The sequence below is a fragment of the Kosakonia sp. MUSA4 genome (genome assembly GCF_013085925.1).
Taxonomy (GTDB): domain Bacteria; phylum Pseudomonadota; class Gammaproteobacteria; order Enterobacterales; family Enterobacteriaceae; genus Kosakonia; species Kosakonia sacchari_B.
The window spans coordinates 2113867-2132417 of record NZ_CP025697.1; the positions used below are offsets into that span (position 1 = coordinate 2113867).

Sequence of the window (18551 nt, forward strand, 5' to 3'; positions counted from 1 at the left end):
TTATCACCGGGAAAACCTGTCCTTTTAACGCTTTCGTGGTGAATTTGGCATGAGTGCCAATCCCGCTGTTCGGGTAACGTCCATTATGTTAAATAGCCCCAAAAAAGGGTAAAAATCGGGATTGAAAAATGTCGCAGCTACTCGAGTGGGAAGACCTCGATTTTCCTGATCGTGTCGCCCTTAAGTCAAAAAGCGAAAAATCCTTCCTGAATTTCACCCGCCTCTGGTTTGAGTTGTTGCAGGGTGATCGCCTGCTGGTTAACTGGCATCACCGCATGATGGCCAGCAAAATTGATGATCTGGTATTCGGGCGGTTACAGCCCCGAAACCTCATTATCAACGTGCCGCCGGGTGGGACAAAAACAGAGTTCGTTTCGATCCACGCAGCGGCATACATCAACATGCTGGTGCAAACGGGTAAGTTACGTCGGTTTCGTAATCTGAACGTTTCGTTTGCTGATTCGCTGGTAAAACGCAACAGCCGGCGCACCCGCGACATTATCGCCAGTGCTGAATATCAGTCGCTGTGGCCGTGCAAGTTTGGCGTGAACCAGGCCGAAGAGTGGGAGGTTGTTAATCCCCGCGGGCGAACCGTTGGCCAGACGGTTTCCCGCTCCAGTGGCGGGCAAATCACAGGTGGGCGCGCGGGATATCCCGGGCCTGATTTTTCCGGCTTTGTGTGCCTGGATGACTACAACAAGCCAGAGGACATGTTCTCCGCGACGAAACGCGAGAACGCGAACCGTCTGCTGGTGAACACCATCCGCTCCCGCCGTGGCGATAAATCGAAAGATCATCCAACTCCATTTGTCAGTATCCAGCAGCGCCTGCACACCGACGATGCCACCGGCTTCATGCTGTCGGGCGGAATGGGCGTGGATTTCCACCACGTCACAATCCCGGCTCTGGTCAGCGAAGAATATATCGATGCACTGCCGGAACCGTGGCGCTCGCTGTGCTGGTTCTCTGTTAAAGACACGGAAAGCGTGGTCGTCGGTGGCGTTCGCTACTGGTCGTACTGGCCAGCTAACGAATACGTGGGCGATCTGCTGCGACTGTGGGAGCGTGACGAATACACGTTTCTGTCGCAGTACATGCAGCGTCCACGCGCTTTGACGGGTGGGTTGATCGATACCGACTGGTTTAAGCGGTACACGCATTTGCCACCGCTGACACACCGCGCCGTTTACGTGGACACCAACAGCGGCAAGGTCGAGGACTACAACGATTACACCGTTTTCACGCTGGCTGGTATGGGGACAGACAACAATCTTTACCTCATCGACAGTGTGCGTGGCAGGTGGGATCCGGAGGATTTGCTACAGCAGGCAACAGCGCTGTGGGAAAAATGGAAACCATACAATCCGAAACGCCCGGCACCGCTTCGGCATATGGGCATTGAGGATAAACAAGCCGGGCAGGGACTGATTACCACGCTGAAAAAACGTAAATCGATCCCTGTGCTGGAAATCCCCCGTGGCGCCGGGCAGAACAAGCTGGTTCGCTGCCTGAACAGCGTCCCTCAGATCAAAACCGGCAAAGTGTTCATTCCGGCATTGATGACCGACGATGGCCAGCCCGTCAATCAGGTTTTTTACTGGGATGGTACGCCAGCAGCACAAACCAGTTGGGTATTGCCTGCTCTGGCCGAGTGCGCCGATTTCTCCGCAGATGACAGCCACAAAAATGACGACATCCTCGACACGTTCATGGATGCAATCGAGATCGAATTAATTTCCGGTGGCGGCACCGGGTGGGGATGGGTTTAACGATGAGCAATAACCAGTACGGCGGAAAACCGCGTATTCGCGTGACTTCTGACGGGCTAATGAACGTCATGACCGGCATGGGTACAGATCGTGACCGCCGCATGTTTAACCGTTTCCAGTTCGGCATGATGCAGGATTTTGGCGAACTGGAAGCCGCGTATATCGAAAACTGGATCGCCCGCGACATCATTGATATTCCGGTTGACGACTCAACGCGCGAGTGGCGGGAATTTGCCGCTGACGACGCCACAGCCATCCGTGAGGCAGAAAAGGCGTTTAACGTTCAGGGGGCAACGCAGGAGGCATTCAAGTGGGCTGGTGTTTACGGTGGCGCGGGTGTGCTGATGATCACCGATCAATCGTTCGATGCCCCACTGGACGTGAAAAGAATTAAAAAGGGTTCACTGCGTCGTTTGCTGGTGCTCGACCGCATGTTTATCAACGGCCAGCAATTCAACGTCACGAATCCGCTGGAGGAAAATTATATGCTGCCGGACTACTACGTGGTTAACGGCGGTACTCAGCGCATTCATTACAGCCATTTTGTCAAAGCACCCGGCGCGCCGTTGCCTATGCGTTTGCGCATGATCAACGGTGGCTGGGACGACAGCCGTCTGCGGCGCTGCCTTGAGGACGTCAAAGATGCCGTCAGTGCAAAGGGCGGCATCGCGGCGCTGATTCAGGAAGCGAACATTGATGTTATCAATCGTGAGAATCTCGCCTCCGATCTGTCCTCAGGTGATATGGATGAGTCGATAGCCCGCCGCTACAACATTTTTGGCATGATGAAATCCCTTTACCGGCTGGCGCTGCTGGACAGTAAAGAAGTTTTTGAACGCAAGCAGATCTCGTTCGGCGGACTGGGTGAAATTCTTTCATCCCTTATGGAATGGACATCCGGTGCAGCGGGCATCCCGATGACACGATTATTTGGTGTTCAGTCCAAGGGGATTGGCGACTCCGGCCAGGGCGATATGAACAACTACTACAACACCATCAGGGGCGGACAGGAATCAAAGTACCGGCCATTTCTGAAACGCATTGATGAAGTCCTGATCCGCTCAACGCTGGGCACCATGCCGGACGGACTGGATTTTGAATTCTCTCCGCTGGCGCAGCCGACCGACACCGAACTGTCAGCGCAGCGACTTGCTGACGCACAGGCAGATGATATTCGTCTGCAACAGGGAGTGGTGAAACCGTCTCAGGTAGCGCGAAAACTCATGGAGCAGGGGATCTATGGTATCGACGAATCTGATATTGCCGACATTGAGGCAGACGAAAAAGCCGAGCGAGGCGGCGATTATCAGTTCCGGCTCGGCAATGCTGGCGGAAATCCTGAAGAAGACCCCACCACGCCGACGGGCACCGCTGAGACCGGCGAGGCAAACTGACGAAACTGAACGTTACTACAACGGGCAGTTGCGCGATATTGTCCGGCAAATGGCGCAGGCGATTGATGAAGCACTGATCCCGGTACTGCGCCGTGAGTACACCGCCGACAGCCGTTTAACCGATATCATCATGACCTCAATTCGGCAGGCGGCGGACCGGTTCTTCTCTGTTGCGTTTGGCGCAGCAACAGAAAAACTGGCTCAGCGCGTCGTCAGCCGGGCCGACTCCGAAAGTTCAGCGGTGTTTGTTGAGCAGATTAACCGCGCGCTGGGCGTTGACATGACCGGCCTGATGGTTAATGGCGGGCTGGTGGATTATTTCGACGCATCGGTCGAACAGAATGTCGCACTGATCAAATCGCTGTCATCAGACTACTTCGACGACATTCAGCGGCAGGTCATGGATGGCATTCTGCGGGGCGACTCGCTGACCACGATTACCCGCAATCTGCAAAACACCACCGGCGCGACGTACAACCGGGCAAAACTCATCGCCCGTGACCAGACCGCGAAAATCCGTAGCGACATCACACGCCAGCGCCAGCAGCAGGCAGGCATTGACCGGTTTCGCTGGTCAACGTCTCAGGATGTGCGCGTCAGCGGCAACCCGGCAGGGCGATATCCGAAAGCAAAAATCAAATGCTTTCACATCGCCAGGCAGGATGTAGGCTACGGACCCGGCGTTTATCTCTGGTCAAAAGGTGCAAGTTTTAACGGCGAAACCGGGCTGTTTCCCGGGCGTGCGCATATTAATTGCCGTTGCACTCCCACCCCACTGATACAGGGTCTCGATTACTAACCATCTGGAGTAACACGCATGCGGATCACAGTCCGTGACCGCGTGGCCTTCCCCGTCACATCCCAGCGCGAAATCACACCTGAGGGCTATCTCAAAGTCCCCGGGCGCGTTGCCCGTTCCGGTATTCAGCAGTATCTGGCCGCCGAGCTGGGGTTAACAGACAGGCCACCCGGTCAGATCGTTAATGTTTATCGTCCGCCAGAAGAGGTTTTTAAACCTCAGAGCCTGGCGAGCTACGACAACAAAGACGTCACCATTGATCACCCCGATGACCTCGTAGACTCCGGGACGTTTAAAGAGGTGACTGCCGGCCATGCGATTTCGCCGGGCCGCCAGGATGGCGATTTCGTCGTCGTAGATCTGCTGATCAAAGACCAGGCCGCGATCGATGCTATCGACCGCGGTAAAGCGGAACTGTCAGCCGGTTATACCTCCGAGTATGACCATACCCCCGGCACGGCGCCGGATGGCACCCCGTACGAGTTCATTCAACGGGACATCACTATCAACCACATCGCACTGTGTGACCAGGCCAGGGCCGGGCATCTGGCGCGATTGTTCGACCATAAACCAACGGGAGCAAAGCCCATGCCATTTAAAGTTGTTCTGGATTCAGGCGTTCGGGTGGAGGTGGCTGATGAGGCAACTCAGCAGTTGATCCAGACCACCATCGACAACCTGAAAAAACGCGTGAAAGACGCGGAGGAAGAAAAAGAGAAGGCCGAAGCTGAGAAGGATTCAGCAGAGGAAGAGCTGGAAAAAGAAAAGGCCCAGTCAGACGCCAAAGACGAAGAGATCGAGGAACTGAAAGAGAAAACTTCCGAAGATTCGATTTCGAAACGCGTGGCGGATTTGCTGGCGGTGCGTGACTCAGCCGTGAAGGTGGCGGGTGCCGGTTTTACCTGCGATGCAACTGATCCTCTGAAAATCAAACGTGCTGCGCTGGATGCCGCGGGTATCAAGTGCCGCAAATACGAATCGTGGGACAAAGCGCCTGATGCGTATGTCACGGCTTATTTCGATGCGGAAGAAGAGCGCAAAGAAAATGATGACGACGATGAAGAGGACGATCCGGACAGCAAACAGCGCTCCGATGACTCGCTCTTTAATTTCAGCCGCGATATGCGGGGCGCGAAAACCACCGGGGCACAGGCGACCCGCGACAGCGTCCGTCAGTCCTGGCTCGATAAACGCTACGGCAAACAGGAGGCCAAATAATGGCTATTGCTCAGAACAATTTCACGCTTTATCGCGGCAAGGCGTACGAGGGGCAGATTTCCACCACTGACGTGGTTGAAGTGGTATCGCGGGTTGTTGAATCTGCGCTGGTTCCGTTTGGCCGTGCGGTGATCCGCGGTACCGCTGCCCGCTCCTGCGCGCCGGTGACCGCCGCCACAACGGCTGAGGACATTATCGGGTTTTCCGTTCGTTCACTGGCTGAATTCAGCAACAGCTCACCAACAAATCCGGATGCCTATGCAACGGGTTATCCGGTGAGCCATGTCGCTTCCATTTTGCATCGCGGTCCCATGTTCGCGCTTTGCGTGGATGGGGCTAACGCGGGTGATGCGGTGATCGTTATCACTGCGGACGGTGACAACCTGGGGCGTTTATCCGCCGGGTCTGCTGCGGGCGTAACGCTCAATTTTGTCCGTTGGGTTGATGATGTGGTTGCCGGTGAAGTTGGTGAAATCCGCGTTGATGGCGTCCTTGCTACTCCTGCTGCTCCTTCCGCTGGCAATTAATAAAGAGGTTAATAATGAAGCGAAAATTTTCTGACGCTGCTGTTTTCGACGTTTCACCGGTCGCGGCGCTGTCGTTCCTGATCCAGCAGGCCGCGTATGTCGAAGCGGAGATCTACCGGCTGGAGTATCCCCAGTTCAAATATGGCACGTTGCTGCCGTTGGATAACAGCGCGCCGGACTGGGCAAAAATGGTGGTGTTCCGCGCGATTGATGCCCGCGGTGAATTGCAGGTGCTTGGCCCGAACAGCACCGATGTGCCGACCGTTGATATTGCGATGTCGCAGGGTTTCAAAGAAATCACGACCGCAGCACTGGGTTACACCTATTCTCTGGAAGAGATCGGCTTTGCCATGCTGAACAACGTTAACCTGGACGCCGAACGCGGGCAGGCAGTACGTGATGTCGTTGAGCAGGGGCTGAACAAAATCTATCTTCTGGGCGATAAGGGTGTGGGAGAGGGGCTTTATAAAAGCCCTAATGTTGGCGTGGAGTCGGCATCGTCCACCCTGGCCTCATTGGTTGCCGCAATTCCAACCTATGGCGCGCAGCCGATTATCGATTTCTTCGGTAATGCTTATAACCAGGTCTATCTGGAAAATACGCTGACCGTTCATCGACCAAACGGATTTGTGATCCCGTCAGAGCAGTTCCAGTTGCTCCAGCGAACCCTGCTTTCAACCGCAAACGCCAGTAACGTTACCCTGCTCGAATTCTTGCGCCAGAATTTCCGCGATATGGAATTTGAAGACGACATTCTGCTGAAAGGTGCGGGCGCAGGTGGAACCGATCGCATGATGGTCTATAAGAAAGACCTCCGAGTAGTCAAAGGACACGATGTGATGCCGCTGCGTTTCCTGGCTCCGGCCACGGCGGATAACATCAACTTCAAGGTACCGGCTCTGCTGCGTACCGGCGGGACGGAATGGCGTATTCCGAAAGCGGCTCATTACGTGGATGGGGTGTAACGATGGCTGAACTGTTTAATCTTCATACTGCACCGTTGACCGTCACTGATGGGGTGACTGGCAAGCGCATCACCATCCAGCGCGGTCATTCTGCTCTGGTGGCGGGTGATTTCCGCGATCACCTGTTTGTTAAGGCTAAATTGTTGCGTGCGGAGCATGACGAGAGCGACGAGGCGCTGACGCAGCAGAATGCCAGTGAAACGGCAGTGGATATCGCCGCGTTGCGCACCCGGTACGAAGAGGTGCTGGGCAAAAAGGCACCATCGGCGGCTAAAGCAGAGACACTGCAAAAGGCCATCGACGAGGCGCTGGCGCAACAGCCGGATACCTCCGGCAGTACTGCTGAAACCGAATAAACCCCGTCCTGGTGACGGGGTTTTGCTTTATGGGGGTAACGATGGAGATCACTACGCAAATTGTGACTGATTTCCGGGCGTATTACCCCGAATTCGGCGACGTGGCGTTGTGGCCGGATTCTGGGGTGATTACCGCACTGGCAGAAGGAGATGCAGAAACCGGCAAGCGCTGGGGCATTTATCCGGATGGCCGGGTGGTCAGCATCAAAAAGCGCGGCATGTTCGCGTTTGCGGCCCACAGACTGGTGATGCGTAAACGTTCTGCCGCGGGAGACGTTGGTGCCGCTTATGCCATTTCTGGCAAGTCTGTAGGTGATGAATCCACGTCGTTCGCTGTGCCGTCGGTGACGATGGATGATTTGACCATCAACGGCGATTTGCCGCTGACAGCGTACGGCGTGGAATTTATGCGCCTGCGCCGTCGTGCAGGCACCGGGGGACTGATGATATGAAAATCAATGCAGAAGTGCATGGCGGCAACAAAATCGCCCAGAAGCTGAAGCAGATTCAGGACCGACTGACGGCAAAACGCCGGGTGCTGGTGGGATTACCCGCTGGCTCCGGTAACTACGAAGACGGCGCGCCGTTGGTGGTCATTGGTGCGGTGCAGGAATTCGGCTCCGCAAATGGCCTCATCCCAGAACGCTCTTTCCTGCGTGTCCCTTTGCGCCAGAATCAGGACAACATCAAAAAGGGCTTCCGTGCCCTCTCAGGAAAGGTTGCCCGCGGAGAAATTACGGCATTCCAGATGCTCGACCAGATTGGTGCCCGGGCGGCGGGGTATTGCCAGGACGCAATCAGTGCCGGTATTGAGCCAGCAAACGCACCGTCAACTATCGCCCGCAAGGGATCTGCTACGCCACTCATTGACACCGGCACATTGCGGCAGGCTATCACCCATGTCGTGGAGGATTAACGATGTTTGGAAATGGTCTGGATATGAACGGCCATATCGATTCGACATTCAATTCTCCCGTTCCCGGTGGCGTACGAATAATCCGCGCCGGTGCAGGGGGTTACACCGGACCCGGCGGGCGATGGGCGGATTCGCCGGGTGAAACCGTCGAACTGACGCGCGTTAACATTCAGCCTGCGAAGTGGAAAGACATGCAGATGCTGATTGGCATGGGCGGCACGGCGAATCCACAGGATGCCCGGGTCATTCATATCAACGACGGCGTGAATTATCTCTGGCCGGACGATAACGGAAAATTTGCCGATTTGCTCGAGTTCAGCGACGGGCTGGTGATGCGCCAGTGGCGTGTGATGTCCTGTGACAATCGCCCGTGGCGAAATTTCTGCCGTGCGGTGGTGGAACGATACCGGGGGACGGGCTGATGGAGCGCATCGACGAGCTGTATACCGTATTTCAGGAACTGGTGGCGCTCGCGTCGGGTGTGGATACCGTCATTCTGGCTGACCAGGGCCGCGATGCGCCAGCCGGGCTTTATGCCACCTACAAACCCATCCCGATCCGTGCATACGGCTGGTCGCAGCGGCGACGAGATCTCATTCCGGCAACGGAGGAAGCCGATACATCGCTGGGGCAGTGGCAGGATCTGCGCGAAACGATAGTCACTTCAATGGAATTTATGTTGTCGGTGAACATCCTCAATGAGGGCGCGGATACAGCCATTCTGCAACTGCATAACGCCAATTTTCGCCAGCCGGTGAGTGAATTCCTGTACCGCAATGATATTGCGTGGCGTTACGTCAGTGCGTGCAGGAATCTCACCGGAATATTACAGGCGGGGATCCAGCCGCGCTGGCAGGCAGATATCCATCTGTTTATCGAACACACCCTTTCTTACGAGCTGCTGCGCGCAGCAGGGTTCAATATTCAATTTATCAATGAGGGGTAAACTTCCCTATGGCTTATTCAGTCGATAATATTATCCCCATCAACCTGCTGTTAAGTCCTGCTGGCCTGGGGTATGCGGATTTTTCGAGCGCACTCGTTTTTGCTGATGCTGCCGATCTGGTTCAAGGGGCGGTGTTTGCGGCTGATACTTTTCGCGATTACGGTTCTGTAACGGACGTGGCGGCGGATTTCAAAACCGACAGCGACATTTACCGCATTGCCACCCGCTATTTTGCCAACGTGCCTAAACCGCCGACCATTACGGTATGGATGAAAAACGAAACCGACACGCTGCTGGAAATCGTTAACAGTGCGAACGATCGACTCTGGCGCTACCACTACTTTTTCAAATACGCAGACGTGACGGCGGCCATGTTACCGGATTTGTCCGACTGGTCTGATGCCGCCAGCCATCCGTTATGGTTCACGTTCAGCGATGACAACATCATCGATCAGAGCACCACGGATGATGTGCTTTCCACCCTGAAAGCCAAAGGCAACCGCCATGTGTTTGCCGGGTACAAATCAGCATCCTCAGTGACCGCTGACGCCTCTCAGGCGTACGCGATGGTGCAACTGGCCGCGGCGTTCCATAAGTTCCGTCCGACGGGCGACAATACTGCCATCACTGGTGAGTATCAGGTATTGCCTGGTATCAGCGGTGACGATCTCACGACCAGTGCCTATAACGCGCTGAAAGCGAAAAATGCAGTGTTTTTTACACAGATCGAACTGGCGGGGGAAACCGACAACAGCCGCGTAATTAACAGCAAATCGATGTCGTCTTATGGCGAGTTTATCGACGATGTGATCAATCTGGATGTGCTGAAAAATCATATTCAGGTGGATGGCTATAACTACATCGCCAACGCTGGTTCAAAACGTGCGCTAACGCCGCGTGACTATGCCGGATTGCTGTCTGCCATCACTGCCACCTGCAAACGTTTTTATGATAACGGTGTGCTGGGTGCGGGGTCATACGTCGATCCCGACGATGGTCAGACGAAAACAGCGCAGTTTGGTTTTGTGCTGCGGTCCTCCCCTGAAGATGTCCTCAGCCTGACATCCAGCCAGCGCAAGCAGCGCGTCTATCCGCCCACTTCCCTGATGGTCATTCTGTCGCGCGCCGGGCACGTGGCTGAAATCAATATCACCGTGGAGTAATACATTATGACAATGAAACGGTATGGCGCTGACGGCGCCAATTTAACCGTGTTCGGTATTCCGATTGACGATTTCGGCGACACAGATCCACCGATCACGATTGAGGATCTTGAGCCGCGCGCCACCCTGAAACGCGGTATCGGTAAAACGTCGGTTCGCCTGGACAGTCAGACGCGCCCGAAGCGCCTCACCATTAACCTGATCCCCGGTTGCGATCAGGTGCGCCAGATTCTGGCAGTGGCAAAAACGGGCGTGGATGCCTCCTTTACATTTTTCCAGACGGGCACGGCAGAAACTGTCATGGGCTTTGATGGCGTTCTGGTGAACCGTGGCTCAATGGGGCGCGGTGGTAAAACCAGTGTCAGTGACGAGCAGTTTATTTTTGAATTTGCAGACAGTGAGGAAACCTGATGGGACGCAAAATTGAAATTGAAATCGATGGCGCGACGTACAGTGGTGTGACCGCATCGGCAAAAGACCAGGTGGAAATGTTGCAGATTTCCGCGCAGGCTGGCCTGCTGCCGCTGTTGGGAGAGGGGGTGACTCCGATGGGCATTACCGTTGCTATGGCTTCGCTGGATGGCGTGAAAACAGCCCGGCTGAAAGAACTGTGTATCGTGAAAGGCAAAATTGTTCGCGATTCTGATGGTGTGCCGGTGGCTGAAAATCTCTTTCAGGATGCCGCGCATAACTTCCTGCTGCTGCTTGGCCGGGTGCTGAAGGAGAATGTCGGCCCTTTCTGGCAGCTCAGCGAACAGAGCGAAAACGGCGCAGGGGCAACGCCGATCATTCAGTAACCGTCAAGGACTGGTTTCTGTGGCGTCCATGTGTGGGGGCGGGTGATGCCTGCCCGCCACTGGCGAAATGGTCGGATATGCTCGACGGAACGTATACGGTTGATGATGTCCAGGCGATGCACGATGTGCTTGATGATCTGATTGAACAGTTTGAGAGAGCAAGAGAGACGAGATAGCCCGGCGCTCCGGGCTATGTGTTACAGAATCAACTGTTCCGGTTTGCAACCATACAGTTCGGCCAGTTTATTTCTGGTGCGTTTCTGTGGTCTGGTGTCCGGTGATTCGAGTTGTGAAACCGCTGCCTGAGTGATGCCGAGGGAATCAGCAACTTCTCGTTGGGACAGCCCACGGAAGATTCTCCACGCCGCCTGAATACTCACGTCCTGATCGATATGGATGCTAACCACTTCATGAGGAATGGTGACGTCATCATCGTCAGCCGCGCTGTACGGGATGCTCTCATAAAGGGAGTCATCCTCAGAGTTTTTAATCAGGCGTTGATAGAGTTCGTATGGGATCACGGCGTACTCGGGGTTACCGTTTCTGTCGTGTATAACCTGTATGCTCATATGTCACTCCAACATTTAATTTCGGTTGGCGAAATCTCTTTAACTCAGGGATTCAGGCGGGATAACCCCGCCTCAGTATGTTGTTGATGTTCTGCGTTTGACTTCGAGTATCTCGCAAACTCGTGGTGTGCCGTCGATTAACTCAAAGATAATGCGGTAATCGCCAACCCTTAACCTGTACTGCTTGCCAGATGATTCGAGTTTTTTCAGATCCAGTGTCACATCGGGAAAGTCGGTCAGTTCGCCCACTTTGTCCTTGATGCGTTTACGGTATCTGATGTCAATCGCTGCGAGTTGTTTTAGCGCCCGTTTTGACCAACTAACCTGAACCATAATCCCTCAGTTTTTTAAAGAACCATACCGTCTTGGTATAAGAAAATAATAAGGGAATAAGTCTTTACTGTCAAAGTGAAAACTTATTCCCTTATTATTTTCTTATGTGAATCCCATTTTTAATTCGTACTCGCTTCTTTTTGCGGGTTTTTTGTACCCGGAGAACAGTAATGGCGGAAAACGCTGGAACCATTGATTCCCTGTTAGTCTCGCTTGGCCTTGAAACCGATGCAAAATCATTCGAGAAAGGCGCTACCGCCATAAAAAGCGTCACCGATGGCATGCTTCAGCTTGCCGCCATTGCTGGTGTTGGGATGGGCATGAAAGCGCTCACCAGTGGTGTTGCTAATTCTGCCCTGGAAATGCAGCGCCTCAGCAATAATACCGGTTTTACGATCCGCCAGATTCAGGGGCTGGAGATGGCCATGCGACGGCTTAATCTTTCTCCTGATGCTGCGCACGATATCGCTAAAATGATCCCCGATTTACAGCGCAAAGCCCGGTTCGGGGAACTGAATGATAAGGCGTACTGGAACGGTGCGTTTAACCCTGGCGAATTCGCGAATATGGCTCCGGATCAGGGGCTACAGTATCTGTCCGATGCTTATCAGAAGATGAATCGCGACCAACGAGCATTCCTTCAGGAAGGTGCAGGGCTGGGGCGTGACTCACCGATCACTCGTCTGCTGGAGACGGGGCCAAAATTCCTCAGTGATTCTCAGGCAAAATCAGACGCAAATCCGTATAAAATTGATGCTCAGTTATTAAAAAACTCTCAAATATTTAACGACGAAATGGCGGATTTAAGCCGCAATTTTGAGGTGCTCGCTTACTCAATGGGCAGTAAATTGTTGCCGATCGTTAATTCAGTTCTTGATGTCATCAATAGTTTTATCAAAGAAAACCCTGGTGTTTCACAGGCTCTCCTTACGGCAGGTGGTGTCGCAGGCACCGCTGGCGCTTTGAAAATCGGCGGGCGCCTGCTTGGCTTTGGCGGTGGCTCATCTTCTGGATCGGGAGGCGGGTGGTTATCCCGATTTCTTCTCAATCCATTTACCGTTGGCGCCGCAGCGGCGATCACCCCCGGAAACGCCTTTGTTGATGAGAAAGATGCCCGCGCCATGAGTAACCCTGCACTTAACCGTGGGCGCTCTGATGGTGGAGGCGTCACGCCTTATGAGGCGTATTTAAGACAGAAAAAAGGCGGTGATCTTCATGGCGCGATCGATAACCCAAACGCCCGCGCCTATCTGGATGCCATTTCACGCGCTGAGGGAACCGCCGCCCTTCCTGGTGGTGGCTATAACACGATGTTTGGTGGTGAACAGTTCGGCGATCTGTCTGACCATCCACGGGTATTGAAACCATTCCGGCAGACAGACGGAACAATGAATCAGACATCGGCAGCCGGGCGTTATCAGTTCACGCAAACATCATGGGATGAGGCGGCGCAGGCGCTGGGTCTCACCGACTTTTCACCACGCAGCCAGGATATGGCGGCCCTGTGGCTTATCCAGCGGGCGGGGCAACTGGATAATGTCCTCAGTGGTGACTTTATGACGGCGACAAACCATCTCGGTGGTGTCTGGGCGTCGCTGCCGTCATCGCCCTATGCTCAGCCCAAACGCAGCCAGGAGGAAATGGAAAATTACTATATGCCGGATTATGTCCAGCGCCGCAGTCAGGCACCCTATAACCCGTCAGTCAGCCGCTCTGAGTCGTCGCAGCCCACGCAGGTTACCCAGAGAAACGAGTTTAATATTTCTGGTCTGGGGCTGGATGAAAAACAGGTAAGGCATGTTGCTGAAGAGGTGGTTGTTGAAGCTGCGAACACGCTGGAGCGTTCATTCAATAAAAACAGAGGGTGATCATGTCAATCGTCGGAGTGTTCACTAAATCCCGCCCGGAAATAGGCGGGATTTTTTTTGACGCAATACTGGAGGAGACCAGCGAACTACGGACTGACGTTAGTGAGTATCCGCTGGAAAATGGCCAGACGGCAAATGACAACGCCGTAACGCGACCGATGACGGTCACGATGACGGTGGCGATCTCCGATAACCCGGTTAAGGCATTGATGGATCAGGCTGGTGATCTGTCCGGCCTGGCCGGGATTGGGGCGGGCGTGGCGACTGGCGCCGTCAGCTCGCTGTTGGGTGGTGGCGCGGCTGCACTGGCCGGGATTGCAGCCTCCGCAGGGCTGGCTTTTGCCGTTTCCGGACGTCAGCGCTCAGAAGAGGCTTTGGTTAATCTTCGACGCTTGCAGCGCTACAACAGCATATTAACGATTGTCGGCGTCAGTTCATCTTACGATGACATGATCATCACCAACACCCGCGTGCAGAAAAGCAAGGAAAACGAGGGCGGGCAGGAAATCGTCGTCGAATTGCGCGCGCTGTTGATAAAAAACCGTAACGACAGCCCGGCGACGATAAACAGCAGGCTGCCTGCGGGTGACACAGCGGCCACCCAGGGGCAGGCGAACGTGCATTTGGGCGAGGTGACACCGCAATGAAAACCATCCCCCTGACGGCAGGCCTGGCCGATTTTTCTTTTACCTCAACGCTCAACGATACGTTGCTTCAGTTCAATATCCGCTGGCTGACGCGGTACGGTTATTTCGTTGTGGATATCCGGAATGCCAGCAATGAGCCGATTGCTCTGGGGCGTGGTCTGCATGTCGGAGTGAACCTGCTGGCAGGTCTGAACAGCACTATCGGCAAGATCGTGCTTGAGGGTGAAACGCCAACGATCGCCAATCTGGGCGTAACAAATAACCTGAACTGGTACCCCAATGACTGAATTATTTGGACGCGCATATCATCTGGAAATTACGTCAGCGGAAGGTAATAAGCTGATTTGCGACCCGCCCACGCAGGTTCGGTTCCTCATTACCAACATGCCACAGGACAGTGTGGCGACAGCCATGATCATGATTTATGGCGTCTCCAGTGAATACCGGCAGCTTATACAGCGCTGGGATAAAAAGCGCCTCCGTTATGGAACTGTGCGCCTGTCTGCCGGGTACGATGAATCTTCAGGTGAAATTTATACCGGGCAAATAAACAGCGTCGAAGTAGGGCGGGACGGCGTTAGCGTCTATTTACGGCTCAACTGCTGGTCAGTGATGTGGACTGAAGCGTCCACAGGTAAAACCTGGGGGGAGAAAGCGCGCGCCATCGAGATTCTTCAGGATGTGGCGCGTTCATTCGGGAAGCCGGTGCAGACGATAGGCGATTTTTCCGATTTGCCGGTTTTCAACCACGGTTACACAATGGCCTACACCTCCAGCCGCGCGTTCCTCGACAGAATGAAATCGGCGTGGCGCTATGACTGGTTATTATCTGAAAACCGGACGGTGATCATCCGCGATGGAGCTACGCGTCAGACGACGTATGAAATCAATGTCGATAACGGCATGGAGGGCGCGCCGCGCTGGTATCAAAAAGAACTGGAAGTGGATGTTCGGATGAATCACATCATACAGCCCGGGGACCTGATCAAAATTCGCTCTGATTTCTGGACCATTAACTACAGCGGCATGTACAACACGGGTCTGAATGACATGGCGAATATTCAGCGCCGCACGGGCTCGTTTCGCGTACTGTCCACCACGCATCAGGGGGATCTCTGGGGTGATGACTGGCGAACGACATTACGATGCTTATGGAGCACCGCCCAGTGAAAAATACCAATCCGCTATTCAGCGCTGTCCAGTCTGCCGGGATGAGTATTATCAGCGACCTTATGATCGGTATGCCCGGTCATGTCATTGCCTTTAACGCTGACACGCAACGTGCGCAGGTTGAGTGCGGCATTCAGCGCCAGATGCCCGATGGAACGCTCGAAACCCTGCCACTGCTGGTTAACGTACCTGTCAGATTCTCCGGATCACCAGATTGGGCTGTTTTCCATGAACTGCCCGCTGGCACAGAAGGGTATATCCATTTCAGTCAGCGGTCGGTTGATGCGTGGCTGGATATGGGTGGACCGGCACAACCTGTCGGGCCTGAGATGTTCAGCGCCAGTGACGCGTTTTTCTCGCCCGGCTACCGCTCAGCAAAAACGGCCATTCCTGGATTGCCGTCCAGCGGGATCGGCATAAGCAATCGCGATGGTTCGGTTCGCCTCCATCTGACCGACGGCGGCATTGTGCTGACGTGTGGCGGGCAAACGCTGGAACTCACCGCGAGTGGGCTTACACACAACGGTATCAACATCGGAAGCGACCACATTCATGGCGGTGTTGAGAAAGGCGGAAGTAACACCAATGGCCCACAGTGAACCCATCTCATTACAACTTCACGCCCTGGCATTTGCCGGGGTTTTTTATGGAGTCTGATCCGTGATCCGAAATTTTGTGGATGGCGATATTGTCACACATGGCGACCACTTCGCGGTCGGGAAAGAGGCAACGCGGCAGGGCATTATCCGCCGTCTGTGTTTGTTCCTCAGGGAGTATTTTCTTGATTCAACGGAGGGTACCCCATGGTTTCAGAACATCCTCGGCAAAACACAGGCTGATATCGCTGCTGCCAGTATCAAACAACGTATCCTGACCGCGCCAGGCGTTATCGGCATCTCTCAGTTTGAATTCGATATCGATCAGAAAACCAGAAAAATAACCGTTTTCGCCTCACTGGTGGACGTCAATAACGAGCAATTCGAATTGTTCTTCAACGAGGAGATCATCTGATGGCGGAGATCACCAAAGACGGCGCGGTGGCTCAGACGCTGAATGCGTATCTCACCGTAATGCGTCAGCGCTATCTGGATATTGATGATGGCTGGAATATCAACCCGGAATCACCTGATGGACTGATTATTGCGGCATGGTGCGAAACGCTGGCAAATCTTGATGAAGCTGTTATTAACGCCTATCACTCTGCTGACCCGAATTCAGCGGTTGGTCAGCAACTCGATCGCATTGCGGCATTCGCGGGTATTACGCGGCAGGACGCCACGTTCTCCACGGCTACGGTGGTGTTCACTGGCACGCCGCTTGTGGAGATCCCCGCAGGTACGCTGGTCCGTAACCGCATAACGGGGACGCTGTGGGCCACCGATACGACGATCCCGACCAGTAACGCCGGAATTGCGACGGTAAGCGTGACGTGTACCACTGCCGGTGCGGTGGGGGCCAACAGTGACAATCTGTCGATCATTGCCACGCCAGTTGGCGGAATCACATCCGTCACTAATCCGGATTCCGCATCGCTGGGCGCGGACGAGGAAACAGATGATACGTTCCGGATCCGGCGCAATGAGTCCGTGGCGCTGCCCGGTAATAACCAGATTGACAATATTTATGCCGCACTGGTCAATCTCGATGGCGTAAAAAAGGTGAGAATTTATGAAAACGTCGATGATGCCCCGGATGAAAACGGCGTGCTGGGCCATTCGATGGCGATTTTCATTGATGGTGGCGCTGTGGATGAGATTGTGTCCACGCTGGCGGTGCGAAAAAGCCCCGGTTGCGGGCTGAATCGCTATAACACGGGGATTCCGAACCGGATCAGCATCGATACAACAACGCCAGGCGGAAACCCCTTCAATGCGACGTTCTTCAGGCCGGAATATGTATCCGCTCATGTCCGTGTGGAAATCGTCTCTGATTCGCTGTCCGGCGCCAACGATGATGAAATCAAACAGGCAATCATCGATTACTCGCTGCAAGGCTTTCCTGAAACAAACGGATTCGCAAAGCAGGGGTTTCGTATCGGCGAAACCATCGGTGCGGGCCGCCTGTACACGCCAGTAAATAAAATTGTTGGCAGTGATGATTACGTTGCTGCGATCACCGTCGGGAGCAGCGCTGGCGATGTAACTCACGGCATCATTCCGATCGCCTTTAACCAGTTGGCCGTGTTCTCGATGGACGCGATTGAGGTGTCTTATGCAACACCGTAATAAGGCGCTGACGCGGGCTTACTGGCAGTACAAAAACGCGCCGAAACTGATTGCGCTGCTGCTGGCGCTGCCGGATATCGCGCAGGCCGGCATTGAGGATCAGCTGGCGAAAATACAGGTCATGCTGGATATCGACAGCGCGGAAGGTGAGCAACTCGATATTTGCGGCCGCATTGCGGGGTACACCAAACGGCCGGTCGGGTCATTTTACCCGGTATGCTCCCCTGCGGCGGTGAGTGATGACCTTTTCCGCCGGATGATCAAAGCAAAAATATTCAAAAACAACAGCATCGCGACGATTGATGAAATCAAACGCGCCACTGATTACATCCTGAATACGGCGGCGCGAATACTGGATGGCCAGGACATGACCATGCGTCCGGTATTTTTCGAATATCTGGATGTTGGTTCGCAAAAACTCGTCGCTGATTACGATCTGATACCCCGCCCGCAGGGCGTCGGGATGAGACAGGCCCGCACCCTGACTTACAGGCCTTTCGGTTTCGGCCAGCACTACAGCAATTTCCACGCGCCGTTCTGGCACGGTGATGGCGTTAAATTTTATGCCGGGCTGCAACTGGTGCTTATCTGGTCCGGTGATGTGGTATCCGGCAAGCTGACGGCAAATCCCGGTATCACCGTTTCAGATATCGATGTGACGCTGATTTACACCGCATCCGGTATCAGCACTTTCCAGAGTGCGATCACGGATACAGAAGGGCGGTTTACCGTCACGCCGCCAGTCGCTGAGCCGTTCAGCGTCATCGCCCGCGCGCAGGTCTGGACGCCGCTCTGCGAATGGGAAGGCGTTGAGAGTGCAGAAGTAACAACGAACATTTTTCACAACGGGGCCGTGACACATAACGGCCTGCACACCCACAGAGGTTGA

24 protein-coding genes are annotated in these 18551 nt (G+C 54.3%); 22 read left to right on the forward strand and 2 right to left on the reverse strand.

Going from position 1 to position 18551, the window contains the following annotated elements:
- Positions 1-128 precede the first annotated feature (128 nt).
- Genes terL through C0557_RS10105 form a run of 14 tightly spaced genes read left to right on the forward strand, consistent with a single transcriptional unit; the run spans position 129 to position 10850 of the window.
- Positions 129-1769, forward strand: coding sequence for a phage terminase large subunit (terL, locus tag C0557_RS10040; protein ID WP_161517885.1), 1641 nt, complete (start codon positions 129-131; stop codon positions 1767-1769).
- 2 nt (positions 1770-1771) lie between these two features.
- On the forward strand, positions 1772-3163 hold the full coding sequence (locus C0557_RS10045) for a DUF1073 domain-containing protein (RefSeq protein ID WP_208658338.1): 1392 nt from the start codon (positions 1772-1774) through the stop codon (positions 3161-3163).
- The gene (locus C0557_RS10050) at positions 3093-3962 is read left to right on the forward strand and encodes a phage minor head protein (RefSeq protein WP_253073803.1); all 870 of its coding nucleotides are present in this window, start codon (positions 3093-3095) and stop codon (positions 3960-3962) included. The genes C0557_RS10045 and C0557_RS10050 overlap by 71 nt, the downstream gene beginning before the upstream one ends.
- Positions 3963-3980: 18 nt before the next feature.
- A complete protein-coding gene (locus tag C0557_RS10055; RefSeq protein WP_208658339.1) occupies positions 3981-5180 on the forward strand; it encodes a DUF2213 domain-containing protein in 1200 nt (399 codons plus the stop codon).
- Positions 5180-5707, forward strand: a complete 528-nt coding sequence (locus tag C0557_RS10060; protein ID WP_208658340.1) for a hypothetical protein — start codon at positions 5180-5182, stop codon at positions 5705-5707. The genes C0557_RS10055 and C0557_RS10060 overlap by 1 nt, the downstream gene beginning before the upstream one ends.
- A gap of 14 nt (positions 5708-5721) precedes the next feature.
- Positions 5722-6672 carry a DUF2184 domain-containing protein gene (locus C0557_RS10065; RefSeq protein WP_208658341.1) on the forward strand — a complete coding sequence of 317 codons (951 nt, stop codon included), beginning with the start codon at positions 5722-5724 and terminating at the stop codon, positions 6670-6672.
- 2 nt (positions 6673-6674) lie between these two features.
- Positions 6675-7028 (forward strand): hypothetical protein, encoded by a 354-nt coding sequence (locus C0557_RS10070; RefSeq protein ID WP_208658342.1) that lies wholly within the window; start codon positions 6675-6677, stop codon positions 7026-7028.
- A 41-nt stretch (positions 7029-7069) separates the two neighbouring features.
- Positions 7070-7480 (forward strand): DUF4054 domain-containing protein, encoded by a 411-nt coding sequence (locus C0557_RS10075; protein ID WP_253073804.1) that lies wholly within the window; start codon positions 7070-7072, stop codon positions 7478-7480.
- On the forward strand, positions 7477-7944 hold the full coding sequence (locus C0557_RS10080; RefSeq protein ID WP_208658344.1) for a hypothetical protein: 468 nt from the start codon (positions 7477-7479) through the stop codon (positions 7942-7944). Before C0557_RS10075 ends, C0557_RS10080 begins: the two co-directional genes overlap by 4 nt.
- 2 nt (positions 7945-7946) lie before the next feature.
- Positions 7947-8366 carry a hypothetical protein gene (locus C0557_RS10085; protein WP_208658345.1) on the forward strand — a complete coding sequence of 140 codons (420 nt, stop codon included), beginning with the start codon at positions 7947-7949 and terminating at the stop codon, positions 8364-8366.
- Positions 8366-8890: a hypothetical protein gene (locus tag C0557_RS10090; protein WP_208658346.1), complete on the forward strand. Its 525-nt coding sequence runs from the start codon at positions 8366-8368 to the stop codon at positions 8888-8890. The genes C0557_RS10085 and C0557_RS10090 overlap by 1 nt, the downstream gene beginning before the upstream one ends.
- Positions 8891-8898: 8 nt before the next feature.
- Positions 8899-10053 (forward strand): DUF3383 family protein, encoded by a 1155-nt coding sequence (locus tag C0557_RS10095; protein ID WP_208658347.1) that lies wholly within the window; start codon positions 8899-8901, stop codon positions 10051-10053.
- Positions 10054-10059: 6 nt separating this feature from the next.
- Entirely contained in the window at positions 10060-10464 is a 405-nt protein-coding gene (locus tag C0557_RS10100) for a hypothetical protein (RefSeq protein WP_007374705.1), read from the forward strand.
- Positions 10464-10850: a phage tail assembly chaperone gene (locus tag C0557_RS10105; RefSeq protein WP_208658348.1), complete on the forward strand. Its 387-nt coding sequence runs from the start codon at positions 10464-10466 to the stop codon at positions 10848-10850. The genes C0557_RS10100 and C0557_RS10105 overlap by 1 nt, the downstream gene beginning before the upstream one ends.
- A 197-nt stretch (positions 10851-11047) precedes the next feature.
- Here C0557_RS10105 and C0557_RS10110 read toward each other — a convergent pair whose 3' ends face one another.
- Positions 11048-11419, reverse strand: a complete 372-nt coding sequence (locus tag C0557_RS10110) for a helix-turn-helix domain-containing protein (protein WP_035943390.1) — start codon at positions 11417-11419, stop codon at positions 11048-11050.
- Positions 11420-11491: 72 nt separating this feature from the next.
- Complete coding sequence (locus tag C0557_RS10115; RefSeq protein WP_161517874.1) at positions 11492-11752, reverse strand: type II toxin-antitoxin system RelE/ParE family toxin; 261 nt, start codon at positions 11750-11752, stop codon at positions 11492-11494.
- A gap of 170 nt (positions 11753-11922) precedes the next feature.
- On the opposite strand from C0557_RS10115, the gene C0557_RS10120 reads away from it, so the two are divergent.
- The 8 genes from C0557_RS10120 to C0557_RS10155 all read left to right on the forward strand — a co-directional run bounded on the left by C0557_RS10120 (position 11923) and on the right by C0557_RS10155 (position 18551).
- Positions 11923-13620 carry a glycoside hydrolase family protein gene (locus C0557_RS10120; protein WP_208658349.1) on the forward strand — a complete coding sequence of 566 codons (1698 nt, stop codon included), beginning with the start codon at positions 11923-11925 and terminating at the stop codon, positions 13618-13620.
- Positions 13621-13622: 2 nt separating this feature from the next.
- Positions 13623-14267 carry a phage baseplate protein gene (locus tag C0557_RS10125; protein WP_208658350.1) on the forward strand — a complete coding sequence of 215 codons (645 nt, stop codon included), beginning with the start codon at positions 13623-13625 and terminating at the stop codon, positions 14265-14267.
- Positions 14264-14554, forward strand: a complete 291-nt coding sequence (locus tag C0557_RS10130) for a hypothetical protein (RefSeq protein WP_007374712.1) — start codon at positions 14264-14266, stop codon at positions 14552-14554. Before C0557_RS10125 ends, C0557_RS10130 begins: the two co-directional genes overlap by 4 nt.
- A complete protein-coding gene (locus C0557_RS10135; protein ID WP_208658351.1) occupies positions 14547-15437 on the forward strand; it encodes a hypothetical protein in 891 nt (296 codons plus the stop codon). The genes C0557_RS10130 and C0557_RS10135 overlap by 8 nt, the downstream gene beginning before the upstream one ends.
- On the forward strand, positions 15434-16036 hold the full coding sequence (locus C0557_RS10140; RefSeq protein WP_208658352.1) for a Gp138 family membrane-puncturing spike protein: 603 nt from the start codon (positions 15434-15436) through the stop codon (positions 16034-16036). Before C0557_RS10135 ends, C0557_RS10140 begins: the two co-directional genes overlap by 4 nt.
- Before the next feature lie 61 nt (positions 16037-16097).
- Positions 16098-16448 (forward strand): hypothetical protein, encoded by a 351-nt coding sequence (locus C0557_RS10145; protein ID WP_208658353.1) that lies wholly within the window; start codon positions 16098-16100, stop codon positions 16446-16448.
- Positions 16448-17662 (forward strand): baseplate J/gp47 family protein, encoded by a 1215-nt coding sequence (locus C0557_RS10150; RefSeq protein WP_208658354.1) that lies wholly within the window; start codon positions 16448-16450, stop codon positions 17660-17662. The genes C0557_RS10145 and C0557_RS10150 overlap by 1 nt, the downstream gene beginning before the upstream one ends.
- The gene (locus C0557_RS10155; protein ID WP_208658355.1) at positions 17649-18551 is read left to right on the forward strand and encodes a DUF2612 domain-containing protein; all 903 of its coding nucleotides are present in this window, start codon (positions 17649-17651) and stop codon (positions 18549-18551) included. Before C0557_RS10150 ends, C0557_RS10155 begins: the two co-directional genes overlap by 14 nt.